The sequence below is a fragment of the Enterobacter cloacae complex sp. P2B genome, from assembly GCF_014895985.1.
GTDB lineage: Bacteria > Pseudomonadota > Gammaproteobacteria > Enterobacterales > Enterobacteriaceae > Enterobacter > Enterobacter bugandensis.
Map to the genome: position 1 here is coordinate 142,106 of NZ_JADBQQ010000003.1, position 26,010 is coordinate 168,115.

Consider the following 26,010-nt stretch of genomic DNA (forward strand, 5'->3'; position numbering starts at 1 on the left):
CCCTCACCCCGGCCCTCTCCCACAGGGAGAGGGAGAAAGGCGTTACTTCTTCATCTGCGACAAAATCGTCCGGCATTGATTCGCCTCGCCTTCTGACGGCGAAATCAACGCCAGCAGCGCAGCGGCCGGGGTGACCAACGTCGCGAGGGCTGCGGCCACCGCGCCACGCGCAATCAGCGGCCCGGGCTTGACGCCCGCCTGCGGATTTTTGAAGGTCCCACGCACGTAAAGCGGCGAGCGCAGGGTAATAATACGAATCCCCTTACTTTCCGGATCGATGGTCAAATCCAGCTGTTCGGAGGCCATGCTGGCGGTACCGGTCACGTTAATCACCGCGTTTTCCGTGTCGAAGGCAAAAATCTGCGGACGCGCCACGCCGTTAACCAGATCCACATTCGCCGCCGCGCAGTTCACCCGCACCTCGTCATCGCCAAAGATTTGCCCGATGATAAAGTTACCGACGTTCAGCCCCAGGATCTCCATCAGGTTGCGGCTGACCAGACCGTCGTTCATTAGCAGTTTCAGGTTACCGTTGCCGCTGCCCAGCAGTGCCGCCACGGAATTCCCCACCCCGCGAATGTCCGCATCGCCGTTCATTTCACCGAGGGTTTTCTGCATCAGCTCCACGTTCGGCATCAGCTCTTTCAGCTTCAATCGACGCGCCTGGATCTCCGCCCGCCCCTGCATCGGCTTTTTATCGCCTTCCAGGTGAATGTTAGAGGAAATCGTCCCGCCCGCCATGCCAAACTTCAGCGGCTGCAGGCGCAGGTCGGCATTTTTCAGGATGATATGCGTCGAGAGATCGCTCAGCGGCAGCGTGCTGCCATGCTCAATCTTGCGCCCTTTGAAGCGCACATCTGCATCCATCACGTCCCACTTATCGGTTTCAAAGCGATCGTAAGGCAGCACTTTTCCCGCAGGCTGAACGTCCTTCTTAACCTCTTTTGACTTTGTCCCTTTGCCCGAATCCACGCCTATCAGCGGGCCAAGATCGGCCAGACGCAGCTGGCGGGATTCGACATCCCCTTCCAGTTTTGGCCGTGGTTTTCCGGTGGTGTAGGTCAGCGTGCCGTGAATATCGCTGTCGCCGATGCGGCCGTTGAAATCCCGGTAGTCGAAAACGGACGATTTTTCGGTATCAATTTTGGCAACCAAATGCCCGTCCGTTTCGAACGGCGGGGTATCCGGCAGCAGTACGCCGGTCAGTTCATACAGTTCGCCAAGCGAGTCACCGGCGAACTTGAGCTGCAGGTCGACGCCCCCCATGTTCATCGGGTCGTTGACCGTCCCCACAAACGCCACGCGCGTATTCCCCGAGCGGAAATCCGCCTGTACCGGGAACGGCGTGCCTTCGCTCCGGAGCGCCAGCATGCCGCCGATTTTCCCTTTCCCGTTAAGCGGCTGACCGTTGTAGCGCCCTTTTGCCGTCAGGCCGAAGACATAATCACCCGCTTTGGCGCTATCGCCTTTCGCTTTATTGCCCGTGACTTCGCTAAACGGCAGCGGTTTACCCAGCGGATCGACCAGGATCTCCACGTCTGCCTTGCTGACCTTATCGTCGATGGCGATCCGCCCGCGATCGAAAAGAATATTGTCCAGACGGAATGACCACGAAGAGGGCTGGGCATTCGGATCTTTTTCGCCGTCGCTGGCAAGGTTAAACGACCAGTTATTGTTTTTTTCAGAGAGGCGGATCAGGCGCGCATCGGGCTGCTGGAGCTTGATCCACGGCAGATAGACGGTTTTGGTCAGGAGCGCTAGCGGCGCCAGCGTGGCTTCCACGCGCGGCAGATGCACCATGGTCACTTCGGGGATATCTGGCGGGTTGCCGAGAATAATGTCGTCGGCGTGGACGTGCGGCCAGGGGATCCAGCTTCGCCAGCCGGTCTCCTCTTTCTGACGCTCCCATACCACACCCAGATCGCCACGAATGGCGAAGGGACGGTTCAGCTCAGTTGAGACTTTCTGGTTGATGGTCGGCTTAAGGCGGTTCCAGTCAAACGTCGCGATAATGATGACGACGATCGCGATCAACAACAAGAAAATCCCTGTAATCCAGGAAATGACCCTGGTTGTTTTTGTCATTGTTATCCCCTTTCCTGATGACCTGTCCTGTAAAACTATAGTCCAGACAAAGGGAAACGGGGCTATCAGAGGGTCGTTCTGGCGCTTTCGAGGAGATCCATCGGCACAGGGCGAGAGAGGAAATAGCCTTGCGCCGCCGCTGCGGGAGAGTTTTGCACATCACGCCACTCTTCCAGCGTTTCCACGCCTTCAACGATCACCCCCTGGCAATAGCGATTCATCAACTGCAATAACAGTGTAAACAGATTCCGCCCTTCCGAGGTCTGGCGCAGCATGATGAACAGATCGCGGGCCACCTTGATGTAGTCGTAGCGCACTTCGCTGAGGGCCGAGAAGTTCGCCATACCGGTGCCAAAGTCATCCAGCCACAGCGGGCCAAATTCACACATTGACGCAAACGAGGAATCCTGCGGCAGGCGCACGTGCTCCACCAGCTCAAAGCGCAGCCACGGCAGGGTGGCGATCAGCTCCTGCAGCTTCGCGTTCTGACGCAGCGCCAGCAGAGTTGGGCCATCCACGTTCACCGAGGCGAGGATCGTATGCTGCTCGAAAAAGGCCTGTTTCGTCGCCAGCATACGGAGCTGCTCTTCCAGCACGTCCAGACGCTGGCGAACGGCAACTTCGGCAAAATAGCGATCCGGCGCGATGCGCTGAGTAGGGTTTGAGGGATGCGTAACGACGGTCAAAATTTCAATTGCCATCAGCCGACCGTCCGTTCGATAGATCGGCTGCCAGGTGTACGCGCGCTCACATTGCAGCCAGTAGCGATGCTCCTGCAAGTTCTCAATACTTGCCTCAGGCGTAGTGCTCAGCCGCTGGATAACCTGCTCTGACTTCATTTCAGATGTCCTGTTGTTGGGATAGCCTTTCTGGACTCGTCACAGGATTATCGGCGCGATAATTGAGAACTTTATGTTCAATTCACCGTGAAAATGAAATTAAGATGACAGAAATTTGCCGGAACACGCGCTGGCTCAAATAAAATAATGGAACACCGTTTTAATATAGTTGACCATCTAATTCACTCGGCGCACACTGCTGAAAATTCTTCTGTTCAGGTTCACGACTATGTCCAAAAAAATTGCCGTGATTGGCGAATGCATGATTGAGCTGTCACAAAAAGGCGCGGAAGTCAGCCGCGGATTTGGTGGCGATACGTTAAACACCTCGGTTTACATTGCCCGTCAGGTTGCGCCTGAGGCACTCGCCGTGAACTACGTCACCGCCCTTGGTACGGACAGCTTCAGCCAGCAGATGCTGGAAGCCTGGCAAAGTGAACATGTTGACACCTCGCTTATACAGCGTATGGAAAACCGCCTGCCTGGACTGTACTACATCGAAACTGACAGCACCGGCGAACGCACGTTTTATTACTGGCGTAACGAAGCCGCGGCCAAATTCTGGCTGGAGAGCGACGCAGCTGCGGCCATCTGCGAAGAGCTGGCGACGTTTGACTATCTCTATCTGAGCGGCATTAGCCTGGCGATTTTAAGCCCGACCAGCCGCGAAAAGCTGCTCTCGCTGCTGCGCGAATGCCGCGCCAACGGCGGGAAGGTGATTTTTGATAACAACTACCGCCCGCGCCTGTGGGCCAGCCGCGAAGAGACGCAGCAGGTTTATCAGCAGATGCTGCAGTGCACGGATATCGCCTTCCTGACGCTCGATGATGAAGACGCCCTGTGGGGTGAAAAGCCGGTTGAGGATGTGATTGCCCGCACGCAGGCGGCAGGCGTGAGCGAAGTGGTGATTAAGCGCGGCGCGGAGTCGTGCCTGGTCGCGATTGCGGGTGAAGCGGTGGTTGAGGTCCCTGCGGTGAAGCTGGCCAAAGAGAAAGTGATTGATACCACCGCGGCGGGGGATTCCTTCAGCGCGGGCTACCTGGCGGTACGCCTGACGGGGGGAACGCCGGAAGCGGCGGCACAGCGTGGGCACCTGACGGCCAGCACCGTGATTCAGTATCGCGGGGCAATTATTCCGCGCGAGGCGATGCCTGTTTAGTTTCCCCTAACCCTCTCCCCAAAGGGGAGAGGGTTAGCGTGAGGGGGTTACTGCCCCTGCGGAATATCCGACGCGTCCTGGTGTAGATCATCAGCTGTTGCAGCCTGCGCCGGCTGCGACGCGGTGGCCATAATGGAATCCCAGGTCTTCTGAAGTTCCTTCATGTCATATTCCGGCTCGCCTTTCGGCTGCAGAAGGATCAACGCCATATCCTGAGACAGCTGCTGACGTAAATCCTGATTCAGCATATTCACAGTCAGACCGTTCAGGAAGTCCTGACGCAGCTTCTGGTACTGCTCAGGCGCAATGTCGACAACCTGATTCTGCAGGGAGCGAATCCGCTGGCTGATCAGAATGTCGGTATCGGCGCGAGCGTAGGTGGCAAACAGCTTCTGCAGCTCCAGTTTTTTCTGGGCCAGCAGCGCGTTGAACTCCTCTTCAGAGAGCCCCTCTTTACGCACTTTTGCCAGCTCTTTCGCCACCACACCCAGGTTCGCATTCAGTTTATCGCCCGGCGATTCAACGTTAATGGCACATTGCGCACGCTGGAACAGCACGCGGCAGTCAAAGCCAAGGCCAATGTTCTTCACGTTGTTTTTGCTGAGCGTCTGCTGAACGTGCCAGAACAACGCTTCACGCGCCAGATCGGCACGCCAGTAGCGCAGCAGCGCCGCAGACTCGCGAATAGGCTGCCAGGCGTTATCCCACATCACGGAGAGCCTGTCCTGGCGCACGGTGTCCGTCATAATGCTGACAGGCTCGGCGCGCAGCGGAGAGAGCGTCGGGACAGGGGCTGGCGTTTCGCGTTTGCCCTTCAGATCGCCAAACGCTTTGTTGATCTGCTCAACCACCGCGCGGCTATCCACATTGCCGACGACGATCAGCGTCATCGCGTCCGGGGTGTACCATTTCTGGTAGAACGATTTTACCTGTTCGACGTCCACCGGCTGCTTCAGCGGCTCTGCCGGATCGTGCCCCAGCAACGTTGAGCCTTTCAGACGGTAGCGCCACCAGCCCTCTTTGGTATCCGCAGGCCAGGTCGCCACCATGTCGCCGTTGCTCAACGCATAGTTCACGGTGTCCGGCGTAATCGCCAGGTTGCCAGAGGCATCGGAGAGATAGGTAAGGGCTTCTTTAAGCAGGTCGTTACGGTTATTTGGCAGGCTCAGGTTAAACATGGTGTAGTCATAGGAGACCACAGCCGGAGGAAGGGGGCGTTTCGGATCGATGGCCTGTTGCCACAGCGAACGCACCTGTACTGCCTGCAAGCTGCCGCTCTGCGTGAGCGCCAGACGGGGAATAAAATGGCTAAAACCGGTTTGCTGAGTGCTTTCCGTAAGGGAGCCGGTATTTACGGACAGACGGATTTCAATACGATCGCTGGGACGCTGTGGAGTAGATAACACCTGCCACTGAAAACCGTTCGCTAGCGTGCCTTGTTGCCAGGCCGGGTCTGGCTGGAGCGCATCTGCCTGCACATAACTGGCTGCTGCCATCATCAGCAAACCGCCGGTTAAGAGTCGAATTTTTGTGCCCTGCATGTGAACCCCTGATCAACATTCCTGGTTAAAAAAGAGTGTCTCGCGACGCGCTGCACTCTAAAAGATGACGATGAAAACACGTCGATTAGACCGCGCGTTCGGCAAAACGTCACGGTCCGAAGTGAAATATACCCAAAAAAAATCTTGTCGAATTATGACAGGTATGAACAGTTATTATGCGCAGGAGCCCGCATCCCGACAAGGGAATGCGGGCAATTGTGACAAGATTAGGAGGTTAAACCAGGATTTTTGCTATCAGACGCGCGATTATTCAGCGTATCGTTGAGCTTCTTGTGATCCAGCTCTTTCACCCATTTCGCGACCACCACCGTGGCCACGCCGTTACCCACCAGGTTGGTAAGGGCACGCGCCTCAGACATAAAGCGGTCAATACCAAGAATGAGTGCCAGACCCGCCACCGGCAGATGCCCCACCGCAGAAATGGTGGCCGCCAGCACGATAAAGCCGCTGCCCGTCACGCCCGCAGCCCCTTTAGACGACAGCAAGAGCACCACCAGCAGGGTGATCTGATGGAAAATATCCATATGGCTGTTGGTCGCCTGGGCGATAAACACGGCCGCCATCGTCAGGTATATCGAGGTACCGTCCAGGTTAAAGGAGTACCCCGTCGGGATCACCAGGCCGACCACCGATTTACGGCACCCGAGCTTTTCCATCTTGTCGAGCATACGCGGCAGCGCCGATTCTGAAGAGGAGGTCCCCAGAACAATCAGCAGCTCTTCACGGATGTAGCGGATGAATTTGAAAATGCTGAAGCCTGTCGCACGGGCGATGGAGCCCAGCACCACCACCACGAAAAGAATACAGGTGATGTAGAAGCAGATGATCAGCTGACCCAGTTGCACCAGCGTACCAACGCCATACTTGCCGATGGTGAAGGCCATCGCACCGAAGGCACCGATCGGCGCCAGGCGCATGATCATATTGATGATGCCAAAGATGACCTGCGAGAAGCTTTCAATCACGTTGAAGATAAGCTGGCCTTTGCTGCCCAGACGGTGCAGGGCGAAGCCAAACATCACGGCAAACAGCAGCACCTGCAGAATGTTTCCGCTGGCGAAGGCGCCGATGACGCTGCCAGGGATGACGTCCAGCAGGAAGGCGACCACGCCCTGATCCTTCGCCTGTTCGGCATAGACCGCGACCGCTTTGGCATCCAGCGTAGAGGGATCAACGTTCATACCCGCGCCAGGCTGTACCACGTTGACGATGATCAGACCAATAATCAGCGCAAGGGTACTGACCACTTCAAAGTAGAGAAGCGCCACTGCACCGGTACGGCCCACCGCCTTCATGCTTTCCATACCAGCGATGCCCGTTACCACCGTACAGAAGATCACCGGGGCGATGACCATTTTAATGAGCTTAACGAACGCGTCGCCAAGCGGTTTCATTTGCGCGCCCAGCTCCGGGTAATAGTGACCCAGCAGAATACCGATGGCGATGGCTGTCAGGACCTGGAAATAAAGACTTTTGAAGAGTGAGGTTTTCATAGGGTGTCCTTGGGAAGAAAAACCACAGGCTTTGTAAGGTTATGGTTAACCTGCGGCTCTAAAATAACACCCGTATAACAGGACAGAAATAAACCCGGTTCAAATTTGAAACACAAATGTTAAGAACTTTGAACTGGCTCGCACAAGCCAGCAACAAAATTACACTTTTGCGTTATGGTCAGCGCCAGAAAGGTATCGCTGCTCGAAGACATCCGGCGGCACTGCGGGGGCAAAAAGGTAGCCCTGGCCGCTCTCGACGCCCGCCTCTGCCAGCCAGACGCGTTGCGCTTCGGTTTCAATCCCCTCGGCAATAAGGTGCACCTTGAGGCTGCGCGCCATCTGGACGATGGCCTGCACCATGCTGCTGTCCTCCGGCAGCCCGTCGACAAACGATTTATCGATTTTGAGCACGTCCACCGGCAGGGCTTTCATGTGCTGAAGCTGGCGCAGCCCGGCGTACCCCATACCAAAATCGTCCAGCGCGATGCGAATGCCGGCATTGCGCAGCGGCTTCAGGATGGCCACCGCGTCGTTAGGATCGTCAATGCGCCGGCTCTCCGTCACTTCCAGCGTCAGCGTATCAGGCTTTATCCGGTAGCGGTGGATCAGCTCCAGCATCTCGGAGACCATCGTCGGATGCATAAGCTGCAGGGCAGACAAGTTGACCGACAGCGGCAGCGTTACGCCGCGCTCCTGCCAGGCGGCAAGCTGGCGGCAGGACTCCTCCAGTACCCAATAGCCAACGGTGACCATCAGGCCGCAGGATTCGATGCGCTCAATCAGCCCCTCCGGCAGCTCCCAGGAGCCATCCGGCTGCTGCAGGCGGAGCAGCGCCTCGGCGCTTTTCACTTCCCTCGTCTGTAAATTCACCTGCGGCTGTAGCCAGAGGGCGAACTGACGGTTATCCAGCGCGGTCAGGATATCGCTCTCTTCCGTCAGGCGCTGCTGCGCCTTTTCCATCTGCTCCGGGTCGAAGAACTGGATCTGATTTTTCCCTTTGCGCCGGGCGGTAAACGCCGCCGAGAACGCGCGGCGGTACAGCTGCTCCGCCGTTAAATCACCGTAGTACATGGCGATACCGATACTGGCGCTCGGACGAAGCTGGATGCCCTGCACGGGCAGCCGCTCATTTATGACAGTGAGTACTTGCTGACCTAATGTGATGGCGTGCCACGGCTCTTTCACGCCGTTGGCAATCACCACCAGGTCGTAACCGCTGACCTGGGTCAGCACCATGCGCGGGGCAAGGACAGACTTCACCTTTTCCACCAGCGTCAGCAGCAGCATTTCACGCTGGCTCTCCTTGAGCACGCCCGCCGTGTCCTGCAGGGTTTCACAGGCAATCACCATCAGCGCCGTGGTTTGCTGCCGCGCAACGGTCTGCTCCAGCATTGCCATCAGAAACGCTTTATTAGGTAGCTCCGACACCGGGAAGCGCGTGGCGCTGTTGTTTAGCTCATCCTGATGACGCTGGATGCGCTGCTGGTTGAGGTTGTAGCTGCGCACCAGCATACCGATCTCATCGTCCTGGTGCAGACGCGGCAGCTCAAGCTGGTGCCCCAGTTGATCCTGCGGCGAAAGCCCGTTCAGCTCGCGGGCGATACGGCGCAGCGGGTGAACAATGAGGCGGTTTATACACCACGTCAGCGCTACGCTGATGATCAGGGTCATAAGTAAGCAAGTGGTCACTAACGTAACCACCCAACTCATGACGAATTTATACATCCTGTACGAGTCCGCCTGCAGAACCAGGTAGGCCAATGGCTGCGGATTGGCAGGACGTTCCAGCGAATAGAGAGGCAGAGAAATTTGCACCGGCAGCTCAAACAGGCGCATCACCATCATCGGGACGGGACGCTCCGGGATAAAACTCATCCGCAACGCCTGGAACTGGTTGGGTAAGACGACATCGGCGCGGCTAACGACGCCGGCAGGCTGAATGCGCTTTAAGATGGTTTCCGCTTCGGGAATGTCCCCTTTCAGGATCGAGGCGGAGAGCGGGCCGCGCACCGAGCGGGCGATACTTTCTAACTGCGAAGCCGTGTTATAGCGATTCTGCTGTACGGAATGAAACAGCAAAATTACGCAGAAGAGCAGTACAAACAGCATAGTGACGGCAGAGACCATCGCCATTTGTTTGATCGTTAAGGAACGGCTGACACGCAAAATGACTCTCCACAAAACTCGAAGCGCAGGGCGCGCCAGGGTGTAAACCTGGCGCGCCTGAGTATACCCGATTGCCGCGCTATTAAGAGAGACTTACAAATGGATTAAGGAAAATCCGATTACCAGTCCGCATAAGGAATAAGCGGCTGCGGCGGTAAGTCCATATCGCCCTGCCAGCCTGCAGCAGAGTAGCGCACATAAATTAGCGCATGGCTTGGGGTGTAATCTTTCGCTTCCTGAATATCTACGCCCATGCCCACAAACCAGTTGGAGGTGACCCGGCGTTCGATAATTGCCCGCGCGGTATAACCCGTCCCGGAGGAGGAGCTGCCGGTTTCCATCGCGCCACGGTCGGTATAGCGGCCTGGCTCATCGGTCGGGATCAGGCTCTGGATCGGGTAACGCAGCTCGTCTTTGGTTTTGGAGTGGGACCAGGACACCGAGCCACCCAGCTCCCAGGACCAGTTTTCCGTACGCTTACGCCAGGTCACCGGCAGCGCAAAGGAGACATACTCCTGCGGGCTGTAGTAGCCGCCCTGGCCGAGGGAATAGCCGCTCAGATCCTTATCGTAGTGCCAGAGCATATTGGAGACACCGACCGTCAGGCGCTCGTTGTTTTTATTAATGAGCTTGTAGTAATAACCCGTCATCCAGCGGACGCGCCAGTTATCTTCCACATTTTTACCGGTCAGCGTTTCCGCGTTCAGGCTTGACCAGACGCCGTTCGCCTCGCCTTTGTCATAGCTGATGCTTACCCCGCCGCCCGTCGCGCGCACGCCGCCCCAGGTGGTGCCGGTATTGGTATCTTTTTGCCCGGCGAACGCCAGCAGAGAGCTGGAGATAGGCCGACGATGGGCGTTGACGGTGTAGCCGATGGGGCCTAAATCGCTGCTGTAGCTGATACCGCCCACCACGTCGACGACGTCAAAGCCCATTGGCGTGGTACCAATATCCATCGCCCAGGTTTTATTCTGCCAGCCAACGGCGACGCTGGCGCCGCTGTCGCTCTGGCTGGTGTTGCCGCTACACGGCGTGTCGTAGCAGGTCCCCCATTTAGGGTCGTAGGTTCCGTTATTGTTATCAAAGGTGCCGGCGTCCATGTTGACCAGATCGCTTCTGAAGAACATGCGCCCGTCAGAGAGTGGGGCGTCCACCTGGAGCATGGTGGTATGCGCTTTCAGGTCAGAATAGCCGCCCGTGCCGCTGGAGCCCCAGTAGTCGTGCTGCAGCGTGACGTTAACATCCTGCTGACGGTACAAATCACCGGCGTCACTGCGCACGCCGCGCTTCAGCCAGTCATCTTTTTCATCGTTTCGCGTCAGACGGGTGAAACTGTCATTGTCCACCGGACGCGTCGTGGTGATGCCGGACGACACCATCGCATCTTTATACGCCTCCAGCGCCTGCTGCGGCTGGCCGTTTTGCGTCTGGAAGCGGGCAGCATCACGCAGCACCAGCGCGCTTTCCATGGAGGCGGGCTGCGATTTGGCCTGCGGAATGATTTTGCTGAAGGTCTGTTCTGCAGCAGCGGAATCGCCCAGTCCTGCCTGCGCCATCGCGATCCGGCGCTGCATATTGAGCGACAGCGGCTGGCCGTTTTGCGCGGCGGGCAGTTTCGCGAGCTCCGCACGGGCGGCATCTTTGTTACCTTCCGCGCTGTAAATTTCGGTCAGACCGAGGATCGCGTCTTCGTTCTGCGGCTCACGCTGCAGGACGGCGCTGTACGTCGTTTTCGCCGCGTTCAGATCTCCACGCTGCTGCGCCCAGTCCGCCAGCGTCAGGTCGATGCGGGTGGAGGCAGGCTGCTGACGCAGAAGATTTTCCGCCTCCTGCTCTTTGCCGCTGTCGCGCAGGCGGTTGGCGGTTTCCAGCACCTGATTGCTTTGCAGACGGTCGGCAAGTTCCTGAATGTTGCCGTTCCACTGGCTGCGCGGCAGGGTATTCAGATGCGCCAGCGCGGCCCGGTCCTGATCGTTTCCGGACAGGTAGAGCCCGTTGGCATACACCTGCTCCGGGTCAGACGGTTTCTGGCTGGCAAGCTGGCGCATCAGGGTATCCGCCTGGCTGCGCTGGCCCGCGCTGTAGAGATCGCGCGAGAGACGATAGGTTATCCAGACGTCACCGGGCGAGAGTGCCAGACGGCGACGCTGAATGTCTGCCGCCTGAGCGTATTTCCCCTGACTCTCCAGCTGTTCTGCCTGGGCGGAAAGCTGCTCGTTAGTCAGGCTACGCTCAATATCATCAATACTCCGGCGCTGGCTGGCAGAGAGCGACTGGATAAACTGCGAGGCTTTCTCCGGGGACTGCGCACGGTAAACATTGGCAAGGCCGCGAACCGCATTGCTGTTGCTGCTGTCCATACGTAACGCCTGGCGGTAATAACGCTCCGCCGCGTCGTTATCTTTACGCGCGGCGGCAGCATCTCCCAGCCCCAGCACCGCATAGCTGTCGGTATTGTCGACGTTGCGCGCCTGCTGATAGTAACGCTCCGCCTGCGCCGGGTTATTCGCCTTCAGCGCCGCATCCCCCTGCTGGATCAGCAGCCAGTAGCGGTTAACCTTCAGCAAGCTGTCCCATTTCCCGCGGTTATCGCTCTGCGGATCGAGGGCAATCGCTTTTTCAAACTGTGCCACCGCGCGGGCGCGGTCGCCTTTCTGGGAATAGGCCTGCCCCAAAGCCCCCACCGCTTCACTGTCGGCATGGTTGGCGCTGACGGCTTTTTGCAGCTCCGCCACCGCCTTACTCCCCTGCCCGGCATCCACCGCCGCCAGCCCTTCCGCTTTCGCGCGGAACGCCGGGTCAGCGAGCTGCTTTTGCTGCGCCTCAAGCTGGGCGCGCGCCGCCGCGACGCTATCGCCGTCGCTGAAGACGGTCAGGTATTTTTGCAGTGCGGTGACGCTGGCGCTGCTGGCAGGCTGGTCTTTGATCTGCTCATACCACATGTCAGAGGCCTGGCCGCGGCCGCCGGTGGATTTAGCCATCTCCTGCAGCACCGCAAAGCCTTCATCACGGCGTCCGCTCTGGAACAGAAGCTGGGCCAGCGTCGTCTGGAGCTGGGTATTCCCGGGGCTGCTGCTGTTTATTTTTTTCAGTTGGTTGATGGCCGAAGCGCGACGGGCAGGATCTTTCGCCACCACATTCCAGTATTCCGTCGCCACGTCGCCGCCCGGCGGGTTGCCGTCAAAGAGCTTGTTATAGGCGGCAATCGCCTCCTGCGTGTGCCCTGTCGTAGCGAGTAAGCGCGCCTGCTGAAGCTGCTGGCGACCATCCGGGGTGGAAAGCAGCATGGTATTGCGTGAGGACTGGTACGCGCCGGAGTCAGGGGCGATCCCCTTCAGGCGGTCCAGCTCTTTTTGCGCTCCGGCGTTATCGCCCTGGCGCAGCAGGTAGCGAAAGCGGGCGGCAATGACGTCAGGGTTGTTCGGATCGATCAGCTCAAGACGGTAGAGCGACTGACGAACCAAATCCTCGCGATGGGTCGATTCGCCCAGCCGAACCTGCTCCAGCAGCTGTTTCTGCTGCGGAGAGTTAACGGCCTGCGCCAGCGGCATCAGTGCCAGCCCAAGCGATAGAGTGAGTAGATTTACTGTGAACTTGCGCATTCCTGGCCCCAATCCGGTATTAATTCACCCTTAGCGGTGAAGCGAAAACGATGCTGATCCCATCCCTGACCAAAAAGAGTCAATACATAGCTGTAGTAGGCATTGTTATCGGGAAAATGATCTGCCACGCGCTGGCGCTGAACCGCCTGGGCATCGCGCTGCTGTAAAAACGGCAGCATCGCGGCAGAGAACCCGACCGGGCCATTGCCGGTGTGTTTCCCCGTCGCCACATCCACTTTCTCCGGCGGCACGCCCTGTTTAATTGTCTTTGCCGCCATCGGCTGGAAGCGCGTCAGCAGCCGGGCTTTTTGAGGATCTTTATCGCTCATCATGCCCACCCAAAGATAGACACGGATGGCGTCATAGCCCCCTTCCAGCGTTTTATCCTGCTGTAGCTGCCAGCCTTTGTTTTTCTGATACTGCACCCAGTTCGGCGAGAATCCCTTCGGCGCACTTTCCAGCAGCAGCCGCAGATTGGTTTCACGCAGCGTGGTCCACGGGGCACCGTAGCGGGTGAAATAGCTCGCTAACTGTGGAGGAAGGTAGCTGGGGTTAAAGCGCCAGGCGTTTTCTTCGGCAAAACCGACTTTACCGGGAAGCAGCATTGAGCCGAGGCCCGGCACTTTCACCACTTCCTCGCTGGCAATGTGTTTTAGCAGTGCCTTGCCCGTTTGGGTATAGTCCGGGTCTTTCCATAACCGGCCCGCTTCGAGCAGCGACCAGGCAATCCAGACATCGGCATCTGAGGCGGAGTTGGTATCAATCACCCCCCAGTTTTCTTTGTCTTTCTGTCCCCAGAGCCAGGCGGGCAGACGATCGTTGAGATTGCCGCTGGCGAGGTTATCGCGCGTCCACGCCAGCAGCTGGTCAAACGCCTTGCGATCGTTAGCGGCCAGGGCAAAGAACAACGCATAGCTTTGCCCTTCCGACGTTGTAATTTTGCGCGTGTCGCTCGGATCGATGACGCGCCCGCCTTCGCTGATGTAATCCTTTTTAAACTGTTCCCAGGCAGGCCAGGTACAGGCGGCGCGAAGAGGGATCGCCGCCAGCATCAACGCTGCGACTACACACCAGCGAAAGGCTTTCATCACGTCTTACTCATCCGGGTTAAGGCGACGACGGCTGATGATGCGCAGCAGACGCCACAGCACCCATGCCAGCAAGACCACGCTGACTGCAGCCAGGATGGCGAGCAGAACCGGATGGTTCGACAGCGCATACCACAGGCGCTCGAACCACGGCAGATGGCCGACGTAATACACATCACCCACGCGCAGGCTGTTGACGCCGGACTCGCGGATCACCGACACAGAACCAAACATCGCGGCACGTTTGCCGCTGTCGTTCATCGCGGTATTCAGCAGTTCATAGCCGCGCGGGCTGTCCGCCAGCAGGGCTATCACGCTACGCTGATCGTTGTAAGGAGACTGGAAGCCCACCACCGCAGCCATCGCCCCCTGAGAGGTTACGGCCGTCTGCGCGCTGGCCTTACGGTCGTTCACGTCCGGCATAATGCTTGGGAACTCGGTCTGGCGAAGCGGCGTGTTAACCCACGACTCGGTGGCTTTCACCAGCAGGTCGATACGTTTTTCATCCTTCAGCTTGTCCGGGATGGTGCCGATCACCATGATATCCGCATCTTTGTTCTGAATCTGACTGCCATCGTCCGTCAACGTGACGTTAACTGCCGGTAATCCGGTTTGCGCGCCTACGGTTGCCATGGTGTCGAGCAGGGTCGTCACCTGACCTTCGTTTGGCGCTTTTGGCATCACCACAATGGATTCAGAGAGATCGGCCATGCGGCTGAACGGGAAGCCCGCGTTAGCAAAGGCACGCAGATCCGGCATCGCCAGGAAATGGTAGTACTTCGAGAAGTCGATGGTCGACTCATCGCCGATCACAACGTGGTTTTGTACCGGCTGGAAGGTGATGCAGTTATCCACCGAACCGCCAGGCATCGGGTTCATGTACTGGAAATCAAAACGCAGCTGGTTGATCGCGCCAAGCTTCAGCGCCGGAATAGAGACGTCCGTTTTTCCGTCCAGCAGCCCCTGCAGCACCGGCAGGCGGAGCATCAGACGGTTGGTGTCCTGGGTACTTTGCAGGCTGAACGATTGCAGGAACTGGTTGTTCAGGCTGATATCCATGCGCGAGCTGTCTTTCGTCGCCGGCGCGGTATAGCGGTAGTTGAGATTGATATCAATGCCGTTGGTGCGCAGCAGGTACAGATCCGGCGGCAGGTTCAGCGACAGGCTAATCGGCGATGGCTCAAGGCCGGAGGCCTGCAGCTGCTCTTCATAGGTTTTCAGTTCACCAAACGTCACGGCGCGGTCGGTACGCACCCAGTTTGGCGCGTCATAAGGTTTACGCGCCAGCAGCGGCTTAACTTCGTCCACCACCACGCTGTTGCCGCGGAAAAGGACGTTGCCCTGAGCAATCGCCTTCGCGGCCTGGACCAGATCTTTATCATCACGACCAAAGACCACCAGCAGCTTCACGTACGGGTTATCCGGGTGGCTTACCATCTCAATGGTTGGCGCTTTGACTTCCGGGTGGTCGCGCAGGAAGCCCGGACGCTTCGCGTTGGTTGCAAAGACAATCGCGTTCCTGTCCGGCATTTTGTCATACATCACCGGGAAGTTCTGACCGCGCCAGCCGGAGCGGGAGCCAAACCAGGAGGCCACAATGGTCGCCGCCAGCTGCTCGGTCACGTCAGGGGACGATGCAAACACCATCGGCAGCGTGAGCGGACGGTTATCACGCGGGTCGAAGAACGGAACCGGGAACGCCGACAGATCGTTTTTCAGCGCCAGCGGCTGGTAGGTCATCTGCAGCGAGGAGTTACGCCCGACGTCCAGCCACAGCGTGTTGCTGGCGGGGTTTTCGCAGACATCGCGGTAGTGACCAACAAACTCCAGACGGATACGGTTAAAGTCGGTGATGAAGAGCGGGTTAATCGGCACCTGCGCCTGTGTTTTCTTACCCAGCTGCTCTTTGGTCACCGGCAGAACGTCCATCAGTTCATCGTTCAGGTAGACCTTCAGCTGAGACTGCGTCGGCAGCAGGGATGGCGACGGGGTGTATTCAAGGTTCAGTACCGCATTTGAAACAACCTCATCGCTGCGCATACCAAATTCAATGCTGCCGTTAGGGTTGACGCCGCGCAGCACCATGCTGCCCGGCGGCGGCGCGATTTGCGCGAAGGTCAGCTTCACGTCCCGCGACGGCACATTATCCGCGACAACGGGCGCGTTAGCCCCCCGCACGCCCGGCATCACCTGCCCGATGACCGGATTCTCGACCGGCAGGGTGTTCCCCTCCGTTGGCTGGTTCGGAATGATGTTTTCTGTTTGACCGGGTGCCGCCGTAACAACCGGATCGGTTGCCTGCGCGACGACAGGGACCGTCGGCGCAGGCGTCGCCGCTGCGTTACCGGGTGCTGCGTTAGCCATTGTTGCGGGAAGTGCACTCACTCCCACTGCCACTGCACATAACCAGGAAAGTTTTGTTTTCATCGCGTTATCATCATTGTTGAGCCATAACCGGGTCCGCCTGCTTCGTCTCATCCCGCTCGGGACGACGAGGAATGAACGACACGACCCAGGAAACCAGCGAAGTAAGTGACCGGAAAATTAATTTCACCGACGACGGGGCAAATTCTGCAAGGTGACGATAGCCACGGAACCCCAGCTTCAGAATATCCAGCAGGCTTTCCAGAGGTTTATCTTCCGGGAAGCTGTCCTGCCAGAGAGCCCATGTATCCGCACGGGCAAACGTACACTGCACAAAATCAATGTGTTGCTTTTTGGTCAACGGCATCAGCTGCAGACCCACTTCACTGCCTGCCACACGCACAACCTGCGTCGGGAAGACATACTCCTGCTGACCGCGCTTAAGCAGCAGGTTAACCTTCTGCCCTTCCAGCACTTTCGCCTGGCCGTTGATTTTGATCCCCAGGCCACCGTCAGAGAAGTCGTGCACCGTGCAGGAGAAGAGGTGACCATCTTCACGGGCGATTGCCGCAGGCATGCAGATTTCAACGCGATGCGCGCGACGAACCTGTTTACTCTCTACCGACACCGCCACCGCGCCGCCGAGGATAATCAGGTTGTAGAACACCCAGGCCATACTTACAAAGACGGTCAGGATTTCGTTTTCCGGGCCGTAGAAGTAGCGCCAGATACCGGCGATCACGCCGACAATATTCAGCAGCACGAGGAAGATATACGGGCGGGAGATCACCCAGTCGACGTACTCTTCTTCCACCAGACCGCCCTTCGCGGTGACGTTGAATTTCCCTTTGTGCGGGTTAATCAGCGCGACCATCGTCGGCGGCGCGATGTACCACGCCAGCACCGTTTCGTAGATTTCACTCCAGAAGGAGTGCCGGTATTTGCCCTGAATCTTCGAGTTCGTCAGGCTCGCGTGGATCATGTGCGGCAGAACGAACAGCGCAATCATCAGCGCGGGGGCGTAAATGATATAGGCGTGAAGGAGCAGGAACGCCAGCGGCGCGGTCAGGAAGATCAGCCGCGGGATGCCGGACAAGAAGTGGAACATGGCGTTGACGTAGCAGAGACGTTGCGCCAGCTTGAGCCCTTTGCCTATCAGCGGGTTATCGAGGCGGAAAATCTGCACCATGCCGCGCGCCCAGCGAATACGCTGACCAATGTGCGCGGAGAGTGATTCCGTCGCCAGACCAGCGGCCTGAGGGATACGCATATACGCAGAGGTATAGCCGCGGCGGTGCAGGCGCAGCGAGGTATGCGCATCTTCCGTTACCGTTTCAACGGCTATTCCGCCAATTTCATCCAGCGGCTTACGGCGGATAACCGCGCAGGAGCCGCAGAAGAAGGTGGCATCCCACATGTCGTTCCCGTCCTGCACCAGCCCATAGAACAGCGTGCCTTCGTTCGGGGTTTTGCGGAAGCGGCCAAGGTTACGTTCAAACGGGTCCGGCGAGAAGAAGTGGTGCGGCGTCTGCATCATCGCCAGCTCTTTCTCTTTCAGGAACCAGCCCATGGTCATCTGCAGGAACGAGCGCGTCGGCACGTGGTCACAGTCAAAAATCGAGACGAACTCCCCGGAGGCATACTTCAGGGCGTTGTTGATATTCCCGGCCTTCGCGTGCTCGTGAGTCGGGCGGGCGATGTATTCGACGCCGACCTCCTCCGCAAACTGGCGAAACGCCGGACGGTTGCCGTCATCCAGGATCCAGACTTTGAGCTTATCTTTCGGCCAGTCGATGCCCAGCGCGGCATAGATGGTGTTTTTAACCACGCTCAGGTCTTCGTTGTAGGTCGGGACGAAGAGATCGACGGTCGGCCACTGCGTGGTGTCTTTAGGCAGCGGAACCGGCTGGCGGTTGAGCGGCCAGATCACCTGGAAATAGCCTAGCACCAGCACAATCCACGCGTAGGTCTCAGCAAACAGCAGCACCAGACCGCACACCAGGCTGACCGGGTCGTCCCAGTTCAGCGTTGAGGTGTAACGCCACCAGATGTAGCGGCAGGAAACTGTCAGCGACAGCACAATCAGCATCAGCGCCGAGAAACGGCCCGGAATACGACGAACCAGCAACGCAACGCCCCACAGCAGGATCAGGAAGATGAACTGCGCCAGGGGGTTGAAAGGTTGCGTAATACAAACCAGCGCCAGAATGAGCGAGAACACGACAATCACGCCGAGAATAAAACGCCGCAAGCCTGGTTGGAGATGCCCAAGCTCTTTATGGTTATCCAGATGGCTGGTCTTATCGCTGACGCTAGCGGGCAGTTTATCCAGCCACTGGTGATAGCGTTCACGTAACTGCTGTACGCGGGAATAGCTGCGCCAGTGCGGCGTTATTTTCTCCGTTCGGGATGACGATATTGCCAGCCAGACGGCCTGAATAAGATAGCGCGCCGGGTCCAAAGGCCGTGGTCGGTCGGGGTTAATGTGTGGGTATAATTCGCCGTGACGCGCACGGATGCGCTGCCAGCGCGGGTGCTCGAGTGGAATGAACGTCCAGGCCAGAATCAGCCAGAAACAGCCGAGCGCGGCGCTGAATGCCAGAGCACCATGCCGGCGAAAGTGCCGGTAATGATCGCTCAAACGCGAACTGACCGGCGGGATGAGAAGCCAGCTGGCGAGTCGACTCATACCGAACTCCCGGCAGGCTCCGCCTTGCTGGCGAAGTTCAGCAGACACCAGTTCGCCAGCGTCAGGATCTCTTCTGCTGCCAACGAGTCGCTGCGGTATTCGCCCAGCGGCTGCTTGGAGGCGAGGCATTCCGCCATCCCCTCATCCCGATGAATCACAATGGGAAGCAGGCGGCGCTGGCTTTGCAGCCACACCTGATAGAGGTCGTCCTGGATTTGGCTACCGATACGTAAATCGTTAATCAGGAGATGTGCGTTCTGAGGCAGCCCCTGCTGATGCAGGCGAATATGGCAGTTCGCATCGACGTTCACCACGGAAAGTACATGATCGCACTGGGCGATGAGCTGCCGGGTCAGCGTTCCGGCGCCGTGCGGCAGATCCAGCAGGATCCACTGGTAGTACCCCTTTTCTTTCAGGCTCTGCAGCGCAAGCGTGAACTGCGAAAACAGACGCTGATAGGCGGCTTCATTCTCGCGTTCTGTGGTGGTCAGTTGGCCAAAAGGCAGTAAATCCAGCTGGGAGGTATAGCGTAGCCCCGCATCCCGCCAGTCTTTGTCATCAAGCAGCGCGCGGGCCCAGCCCTCTTCGCGAGTGAAATCGACGTTGAACGACATACGCAGCAAATTATCGGCGCAGGCGTCAATCACAAGCACCGATTCACCTAAAAGCTGTAATGACCACGCCAGCGCCGCGGTAACAGATGTGGTACCCACACCGCCACGGACGCCCTGTAATCCGAGTATGGCCATCAATGGCTCCCTTAATGTTGATGGGCGAATTCAGCTAATAACGGCCAGCGTTTAATAGCAGCAGCCAACTGTTCCCGCTGGGAAATATCGGTGTAATCTATTTCAGGTAGAGAAAAGGCCTGCGCCAGCGCCAGAAAATCGTTTTGGAATGTGTAACCCAGAGTCGAGTCGACTGGGGTTGCAGGTTCGTTATTATCCATTCTTATTCCATCCCTTTGAGGAAAATCGCACGCTCGGAAGTTGCGGGGCATCCTGCCCTGACAAATTTCATTTACATGCTAAATCTGATGTTCTTTAATTTCAATGTTAGGTTTATTTCTACGCTTTCGCTAGTAAACTGAGATACAGGCAAATTAGACGAAAAGAGGGACATCGTGGACTCCATATTTTCTATTGGCATCCAGTCATTATGGGACGAATTGAGCCACATGCCAGTCGGTGGAGTCTGGTGGATTAATACGGATCGTAATGAAGACGCTATCAGCCTGGTAAACCAGACAATTGCCGCTCAGGATAAGGATTCCCGCGTGGCCGTCATTAGCATGGGCGAAGAGCCGAAGAAAATAATTACGCTGGAAAGCGACAGCGGCCCCCAGAAAGTACGTTTGTTTTCTATGTCAGCGGAAGCGGATAGTCTATACTTTTTGTCCCGCGACGTTCAGTGCTCTATAGATCCGGATCACTATTTAGTGATTCTTAAATGTGCAAATAACATACTGCAAAATATTCCTGCGGAAAAACTGCTGTCGTGGCTGGAAAAAATCAATAAATGGGCAAAGTTTCAAAATTGCACGCTATTGGTCGTCAACCCCGGCAGTAATAACGACAAGCTGTTCTCACTTTTGATGGGCGAATATCGCTCCCTGTTCGGGCTGGCAAGTCTTCGTGACCAGGCAGGCAGCTATCTCTACGATATTGCCTTCTGGTGCAATGAAAAGGGCGTGAGCGCCAGGCAACAGCTGACTCTTAAACATATTGAGGGGAAATGGCACCTGGCACAGCAGGAAGAAACCGTGGTGCAGCCGCGCAGCGATGAAAAGCGCATCCTGAGCCATATTGCGGTTTTAGAGGGCGCGCCCGCGCTTTCGGAAAACTGGTCACTGTTTGAGTCTAACGAAGCGCTTTTTCATGAAGCCCGCACCACCCAGGCAGCCACCCTCGTTTTCTCGTTGATGCAGAATAATCAGATTGAAACGCTGGCGAGACAAATTCACACCCTGCGCCGCCAGCGCGGCAGCGCGTTAAAAATTGTGGTACGCGAAAATAATACCAGCCTGCGCGCTACCGATGAGCGTCTGCTTCTGGGCTGCGGGGCAAATATGGTTATCCCCTGGAATGCGCCACTGTCACGCTGCCTGACGCTTATTGAAAGCGTTCAGGGTCAGCAGTTCAGTCGCCATGTACCGGAAGATATCTCCACGCTGCTCTCCATGACCCAGCCGATGAAGCTGCGTGGCTACCAGAAATGGGATACGTTCTGCGATGCCGTCGGCAACATGATGAGCAACACGTTACTTCCGGCGGACGGGAAAGGGGTTATGGTTGCCCTGCGGCCGGTCCCGGGCATTCGCGTTGAGCAGGCGCTCACCCTGTGTCGCCCGAACCGTACAGGGGACATCATGACCATTGGCGACAATCGCCTGGTGCTGTTTTTGTCGTTTTGCCGGGTCAACGATCTTGATACCGCGCTTAACCACATCTTCCCCCTGCCTACCGGGGATATTTTCTCGAACCGTATGATTTGGTTCGAAGATAATGCTATCAGCGCAGAGCTGGTGCAAATGCGCGCTCTCCAGCCTGAACAATGGGTTAAACCGCTCGCAATCACGAGCGATGTTAAACCGCTCCTCAATGCCAGACATGACGGACATGTCTGGCGTCGGGTTCCGGAACCCCTTCGCTTATTAACTGAGAACGGGGAGAACGCACCATCATGAATATCAGCGATATCATCCAACTGGTCGTATTCTGCGCGCTGATCTTTTTCCCGCTTGGCTACTATGCACGCCATTCCATACGCCGTATCCGTGATACGGCCAGAGTGATGTTTGTAAAACCTCGCTATGTAAAACCAGCCGGAACACTGACACGGGCATCACACGTCAAGGCAGACCGTAAACATGACTAATTCTTCCTATACCGCTTCGTCACCCTCGCCGCTCTGGCAATACTGGCGCGGCCTTTCCGGCTGGAACTTCTACTTTCTGGTGAAGTTTGGCCTGCTTTGGGCAGGTTATCTGAATTTCCATCCCCTGCTTAACCTGGTGTTTATGGCCTTCCTGCTGATGCCTCTGCCGAACATCAGGCTGCATCGTTTACGCCATTGGGTGGCCATCCCCATCGGCTTTGCGCTGTTCTGGCACGATACCTGGCTGCCTGGTCCGGAAAGCATAATGAGCCAGGGATCGCAGGTCGCGGGCTTCAGCGCAGACTATATGCTTGACCTGGCTGAGCGTTTCATTAACTGGCAGATGATTGGCGCCGTCTTTGTCCTGCTGGTTGCCTGGCTGTTCCTGTCTCAGTGGATCCGCGTCACGGTGTTTGTCGTCGCCATTATGATCTGGCTTAACGTGCTGACGCTGGCGGGGCCAAGCTTTTCGCTGTGGCCTGCCGGCCAGCCGACGACAACGGTGACCACGACGGGAGGAAGCGCAGCGGCTACCGTTACAACGGCAGGCGATACGCCGGTGGTGGGCGATATTCCAACGCAGACTGCACCGCCGACCTCCACCAATCTTAATGCCTGGCTCTCCAGCTTCTATACCGCTGAAGATAAGCGACAGACGAAATTCCCGGATGCGCTGCCAGCCGATGCGCAGCCGTTTGAGCTGCTGGTGATTAACATCTGTTCCCTCTCCTGGGCCGACGTGGATGCCGCCGGTTTGATGTCTCACCCGCTGTGGTCCCATTTCGACATCCAGTTTAAAGATTTTAACTCTGCCACCTCATACAGCGGCCCGGCGGCAATCCGCCTGCTGCGAGCAAGCTGCGGTCAGGCATCGCATAAAAACCTGTATCAACCCGCTGGCAACCAGTGTTATTTGTTCGATAATCTCGCGAAGCTGGGCTTTACGCAGCACCTGATGCTGGGGCATAACGGTCAGTTCGGTAACTTCCTGAAAGAGGTACGTGAACAGGGTGGCATGCAGGCGCCACTGATGGATCAAACCGGTCTTCCCGTTACGCTGCTGGGCTTCGATGGCTCGCCGGTTTATGACGATACCGCCGTGCTGCAGCGCTGGCTGCAGACCATCGAAAAAGACAGTAATCCGCGCAGTGCAACGTTCTATAACACCCTGCCGCTTCACGACGGTAACCACTTCCCGGGGGTGAGTAAAACGGCGGATTACAAAGTGCGGGCGCAGAAATTCTTCGACGAGCTGGACGCGTTCTTCACGGAGCTGGAAAAATCTGGCCGTAAAGTGATGGTGGTCGTGGTACCTGAGCACGGTGGCGCGCTGAAAGGCGACAGAATGCAGGTATCCGGTCTGCGCGATATCCCAAGCCCGTCCATTACCAACGTGCCTGCAGGCATTAAATTCTTTGGTATGAAGGCACCGCACCAGGGCGCACCAATTGAGATTACCCAGCCAAGCAGCTATCTGGCGATTTCAGAACTGGTTGCCCGCGCCGTTGACGGGAAGCTGTTTGTGGAAGATAGCGTTAACTGGGATCAGCTCACCAGCAACCTGCCGCAAACGGCTGAAGTCTCCGAGAACGCCAACGCGGTAGTGATTCAGTATCAGAACAAACCGTACGTTCGCCTGAACGGCGGGGACTGGGTACCGTATCCGCAGTAACTGATTTCCCCCTCTTCCCACAGGGGAGAGGGGGTAGTCAGTGCGTCATTATTGCGCTGAAATCCACATCCGCATTTTCAGACTTGCCGAATAGTCGTCGTCTTTAGAGGTGATTTCGGGCTCTCCGGAAGGCTGCCCCATCGTTAAATGCCAGGGTAGCGCAGACGGATTTTCGCATCGTTTACTCCATCCGGTTATTCGGCGCTTCGCAGGGAAATCTCACCGCCCACCCAGGGCTTGATCGCGCCATCCTGCTCCAGAAGCAGCGCGCCCTGTGCGTCAATACCGCGGGAAATGCCGTAAATCTCTTTATCACCAATCAGCAGCTTCACCGGACGGTTGATGAAGTTATCCAGCTTTTCCCAACGAGACAGGAACGGTGCCAGGCCTTCCTGTTCAAAAAGCGTGAGTGAGCTGCGCAGCTCTTTAATCATGCGCACGGCAAGGGTGTTACGATCGATGACGATCCCCGCCTCCTGGAGATTGGTCCAGGCCTGATTCACCACGTCATCCTGGACAGTACGCATCACCATATTGAGGCCCGCGCCAATAACAATTTGCGCCGCATCACCGGTTTTACCCGTCAGTTCGACCAGAATACCGGCAAGTTTACGATCGTTAAGGTACAGATCGTTTGGCCACTTAACGCGGACCCGATCGGCACCCAGATCGTGCAGCACTTCCGCCATGACGATACCAATGACCAGACTCAGGCCAATGGCTGCGGCAGGCCCCTGCTCCAGACGCCAGTACATGGACAGATAGAGATTGGCGCCAAATGGCGAGAACCATTTGCGACCGCGACGGCCACGACCGGCCTGCTGGTATTCAGCAACACAGGCATCGCCGGATGAGAGTTCGCTCAGCCGATCCATAAGGTACTGGTTCGTCGAATCAATCACCGGCAGCACCGCAACGTTGCCGTGTCCAAGCTGGCTGCGGATGACGTCTTCATTCAGCAATTGAATTGGCTCCGGCAGGCTGTAGCCTTTTCCCGGCACCGTGAACACATCGACGCCCCAGTCGCGAAGCGTCTGGATATGCTTGTTAATGCCGGCACGGCTCATGCCCAGCTGCTCGCCCAGCTGTTCGCCAGAGTGAAACTCCCCGTCAGCAAGGATGCTAATCAGGGTTAACGGAATGGTATTGTCCTTCACGCAATGGTCTCCACGGCATTCACTTCACCTGTGCGGCCAATGAAGCGGACTTCTGGCTCCAGCCAGACGCTAAACTTTTCGCCCACACGTTGACGAACATAATGCGCCAGCTGGACAACATCATCGCTGGTCGCATCGCATTGATTAATCAGTACCAGAGCCTGCTGCTGGTGAACGGCAGCGCCACCTACGGACGTGCCTTTTAACTGGCATTGATCGATCAGCCAGCCAGCGGCCAGCTTCACGCTGCCATCTGCCTGAGGATAATGTGGCGCAGTGGGCCATCCTTCAAGAAAGGCTTTTGCATTTTCGCTGCTAATAACCGGATTTTTGAAGAAGCTTCCTGCATTTCCATTTACTTTCGGATCGGGAAGTTTGGTCATTCGCATATGGCAAACTGAGTCAAATACGTCGCGGGGAGTGACGGTTGCCGGATCGAGACGCGTTAAATCGCCATAGGTCAGCACCGGCTGCCAGTTCTTTGGCAGACGCAGGCCCACGGCGACAATCACGTAGCGATCCTGATATTCATGCTTGAAGATACTGTCACGATAGCCAAACCGACACTGTTCTGCCGTTAAGCGCTTAGCCGTTCCGGTCGCCAGTTCGATGCAGTCGACATATTCACAGACATGTTTCAGTTCGATGCCGTAGGCACCGATGTTTTGGATGGGTGACGATCCGGCGCAGCCTGGTATAAGCGCCAGGTTTTCCAGACCCGGCATCCCTTTTTCGAGGGTAAATTGCACCAGCTGATGCCAGTTTTCTCCGGCCCCCACGTGCAGATGCCAGCTATCGGCATGCTGTTCCACACCAATGCCCATGATGCGGTTAACGATCACCGTTCCCGCGAAATCGTCGAGAAACAGGACATTGCTTCCTTCGCCCAGAATCAGTACGGGTTCGTTATTTTCTGTTGCGCTTTGCCATGCATCCAGCAGCTGCTGTGCAGTATCGGCACGTACAATTTGATTAGCATTACGTTGAATGCCAAAGGTATTCCAGGGCTTAAGGGAGTGGTTCATAGACGCTATCCTGATGCAAAAACGCAGGTAGTTTACCGTATAAGCAGGGCGTTGGGGGATTAGTTTGTGCAGCGCAGAAACGCAAAAAGGCCATCCTTTCGGATGGCCTCTTCACTTATTTGATGCCTGGCAGTTCCCTACTCTCACATGGGGAGACCCCACACTACCATCGGCGCTACGGCGTTTCACTTCTGAGTTCGGCATGCGGTCAGCTGGGACCACCGCGCTAAAG

The 26,010-nt window shown here is 57.0% G+C and carries 17 protein-coding genes and 1 rRNA gene; 4 read left to right on the forward strand and 14 right to left on the reverse strand.

Annotation, left to right across the window (positions count from 1 at the left end):
- Positions 1-42: 42 nt before the first annotated feature.
- Positions 43-2,085, reverse strand: a complete 2,043-nt coding sequence (locus IM313_RS02610; RefSeq protein ID WP_192971960.1) for an AsmA family protein — start codon at positions 2,083-2,085, stop codon at positions 43-45.
- A gap of 65 nt (positions 2,086-2,150) precedes the next feature.
- A complete protein-coding gene (gene pdeH / locus IM313_RS02615) occupies positions 2,151-2,924 on the reverse strand; it encodes a cyclic-guanylate-specific phosphodiesterase (protein WP_192971961.1) in 774 nt (257 codons plus the stop codon).
- A 229-nt stretch (positions 2,925-3,153) separates the two neighbouring features.
- Here pdeH and IM313_RS02620 point away from each other — a divergent pair, with 229 nt between their 5' ends.
- Entirely contained in the window at positions 3,154-4,083 is a 930-nt protein-coding gene (locus IM313_RS02620) for a sugar kinase (RefSeq protein WP_192971962.1), read from the forward strand.
- A gap of 47 nt (positions 4,084-4,130) precedes the next feature.
- On the opposite strand, the gene IM313_RS02625 is transcribed toward IM313_RS02620, so the two are convergent.
- The 9 genes from IM313_RS02625 to bcsR form a co-directional block, all read right to left on the reverse strand.
- On the reverse strand, positions 4,131-5,624 hold the full coding sequence (locus tag IM313_RS02625; protein ID WP_041911852.1) for a pitrilysin family protein: 1,494 nt from the start codon (positions 5,622-5,624) through the stop codon (positions 4,131-4,133).
- Positions 5,625-5,851: 227 nt separating this feature from the next.
- Positions 5,852-7,138: a dicarboxylate/amino acid:cation symporter gene (locus IM313_RS02630; RefSeq protein ID WP_136484768.1), complete on the reverse strand. Its 1,287-nt coding sequence runs from the start codon at positions 7,136-7,138 to the stop codon at positions 5,852-5,854.
- Between the two features lie 159 nt (positions 7,139-7,297).
- The gene (gene hmsP, locus IM313_RS02635) at positions 7,298-9,304 is read right to left on the reverse strand and encodes a biofilm formation regulator HmsP (protein ID WP_192971963.1); all 2,007 of its coding nucleotides are present in this window, start codon (positions 9,302-9,304) and stop codon (positions 7,298-7,300) included.
- A 119-nt stretch (positions 9,305-9,423) separates the two neighbouring features.
- Positions 9,424-12,906 carry a cellulose synthase complex outer membrane protein BcsC gene (gene bcsC, locus IM313_RS02640; RefSeq protein WP_192971964.1) on the reverse strand — a complete coding sequence of 1,161 codons (3,483 nt, stop codon included), beginning with the start codon at positions 12,904-12,906 and terminating at the stop codon, positions 9,424-9,426.
- The gene (gene bcsZ, locus IM313_RS02645) at positions 12,888-13,994 is read right to left on the reverse strand and encodes a cellulose synthase complex periplasmic endoglucanase BcsZ (protein ID WP_192971968.1); all 1,107 of its coding nucleotides are present in this window, start codon (positions 13,992-13,994) and stop codon (positions 12,888-12,890) included. The genes bcsC and bcsZ overlap by 19 nt, the downstream gene beginning before the upstream one ends.
- A gap of 6 nt (positions 13,995-14,000) precedes the next feature.
- Positions 14,001-16,421, reverse strand: a complete 2,421-nt coding sequence (gene bcsB, locus IM313_RS02650) for a cellulose biosynthesis cyclic di-GMP-binding regulatory protein BcsB (protein ID WP_192971965.1) — start codon at positions 16,419-16,421, stop codon at positions 14,001-14,003.
- A gap of 10 nt (positions 16,422-16,431) precedes the next feature.
- The gene (gene bcsA / locus IM313_RS02655; protein ID WP_192971966.1) at positions 16,432-19,047 is read right to left on the reverse strand and encodes a UDP-forming cellulose synthase catalytic subunit; all 2,616 of its coding nucleotides are present in this window, start codon (positions 19,045-19,047) and stop codon (positions 16,432-16,434) included.
- Positions 19,044-19,796, reverse strand: coding sequence for a cellulose biosynthesis protein BcsQ (gene bcsQ / locus IM313_RS02660; protein ID WP_049000465.1), 753 nt, complete (start codon positions 19,794-19,796; stop codon positions 19,044-19,046). Before bcsQ ends, bcsA begins: the two co-directional genes overlap by 4 nt.
- Positions 19,797-19,807: 11 nt before the next feature.
- Entirely contained in the window at positions 19,808-19,996 is a 189-nt protein-coding gene (bcsR, locus tag IM313_RS02665; RefSeq protein ID WP_028014761.1) for a cellulose biosynthesis protein BcsR, read from the reverse strand.
- Between the two features lie 174 nt (positions 19,997-20,170).
- Here bcsR and bcsE point away from each other — a divergent pair, with 174 nt between their 5' ends.
- From bcsE to bcsG, 3 genes are read left to right on the forward strand one after another with little or no spacing between them, the layout of a single operon-like run.
- Positions 20,171-21,733 (forward strand): cellulose biosynthesis c-di-GMP-binding protein BcsE, encoded by a 1,563-nt coding sequence (gene bcsE, locus IM313_RS02670; protein WP_048960024.1) that lies wholly within the window; start codon positions 20,171-20,173, stop codon positions 21,731-21,733.
- Positions 21,730-21,924: a cellulose biosynthesis protein BcsF gene (gene bcsF, locus IM313_RS02675; RefSeq protein WP_072201618.1), complete on the forward strand. Its 195-nt coding sequence runs from the start codon at positions 21,730-21,732 to the stop codon at positions 21,922-21,924. Before bcsE ends, bcsF begins: the two co-directional genes overlap by 4 nt.
- Complete coding sequence (bcsG, locus tag IM313_RS02680) at positions 21,917-23,596, forward strand: cellulose biosynthesis protein BcsG (RefSeq protein WP_153657380.1); 1,680 nt, start codon at positions 21,917-21,919, stop codon at positions 23,594-23,596. Before bcsF ends, bcsG begins: the two co-directional genes overlap by 8 nt.
- A 194-nt stretch (positions 23,597-23,790) precedes the next feature.
- Here bcsG and birA read toward each other — a convergent pair whose 3' ends face one another.
- The 3 genes from birA to rrf form a co-directional block, all read right to left on the reverse strand.
- Positions 23,791-24,753 (reverse strand): bifunctional biotin--[acetyl-CoA-carboxylase] ligase/biotin operon repressor BirA, encoded by a 963-nt coding sequence (gene birA / locus IM313_RS02685; RefSeq protein ID WP_047363553.1) that lies wholly within the window; start codon positions 24,751-24,753, stop codon positions 23,791-23,793.
- Positions 24,750-25,778 carry a UDP-N-acetylmuramate dehydrogenase gene (gene murB / locus IM313_RS02690; RefSeq protein WP_192971967.1) on the reverse strand — a complete coding sequence of 343 codons (1,029 nt, stop codon included), beginning with the start codon at positions 25,776-25,778 and terminating at the stop codon, positions 24,750-24,752. Before murB ends, birA begins: the two co-directional genes overlap by 4 nt.
- 124 nt (positions 25,779-25,902) lie before the next feature.
- A 5S ribosomal RNA gene (rrf, locus tag IM313_RS02695) occupies positions 25,903-26,010 on the reverse strand; the annotation flags it as partial.

Excerpts from the sequence above, each read along its gene's own strand:
- IM313_RS02610 (WP_192971960.1), bottom strand. The coding sequence starts at position 2,085 with ATGACAAAAACAACCAGGGTCATTTCCTGGATTACAGGGATTTTCTTG.
- pdeH (WP_192971961.1), bottom strand. The coding sequence starts at position 2,924 with ATGAAGTCAGAGCAGGTTATCCAGCGGCTGAGCACTACGCCTGAGGCA.
- IM313_RS02620 (WP_192971962.1), top strand. The coding sequence starts at position 3,154 with ATGTCCAAAAAAATTGCCGTGATTGGCGAATGCATGATTGAGCTGTCA.
- IM313_RS02625 (WP_041911852.1), bottom strand. The coding sequence starts at position 5,624 with ATGCAGGGCACAAAAATTCGACTCTTAACCGGCGGTTTGCTGATGATG.
- IM313_RS02630 (WP_136484768.1), bottom strand. The coding sequence starts at position 7,138 with ATGAAAACCTCACTCTTCAAAAGTCTTTATTTCCAGGTCCTGACAGCC.
- bcsC (WP_192971964.1), bottom strand. The coding sequence starts at position 12,906 with ATGCGCAAGTTCACAGTAAATCTACTCACTCTATCGCTTGGGCTGGCA.
- bcsZ (WP_192971968.1), bottom strand. The coding sequence starts at position 13,994 with ATGAAAGCCTTTCGCTGGTGTGTAGTCGCAGCGTTGATGCTGGCGGCG.
- bcsB (WP_192971965.1), bottom strand. The coding sequence starts at position 16,421 with ATGAAAACAAAACTTTCCTGGTTATGTGCAGTGGCAGTGGGAGTGAGT.
- bcsA (WP_192971966.1), bottom strand. The coding sequence starts at position 19,047 with ATGAGTCGACTCGCCAGCTGGCTTCTCATCCCGCCGGTCAGTTCGCGT.
- bcsQ (WP_049000465.1), bottom strand. The coding sequence starts at position 19,796 with ATGGCCATACTCGGATTACAGGGCGTCCGTGGCGGTGTGGGTACCACA.
- bcsR (WP_028014761.1), bottom strand. The coding sequence starts at position 19,996 with ATGGATAATAACGAACCTGCAACCCCAGTCGACTCGACTCTGGGTTAC.
- bcsF (WP_072201618.1), top strand. The coding sequence starts at position 21,730 with ATGAATATCAGCGATATCATCCAACTGGTCGTATTCTGCGCGCTGATC.
- bcsG (WP_153657380.1), top strand. The coding sequence starts at position 21,917 with ATGACTAATTCTTCCTATACCGCTTCGTCACCCTCGCCGCTCTGGCAA.
- murB (WP_192971967.1), bottom strand. The coding sequence starts at position 25,778 with ATGAACCACTCCCTTAAGCCCTGGAATACCTTTGGCATTCAACGTAAT.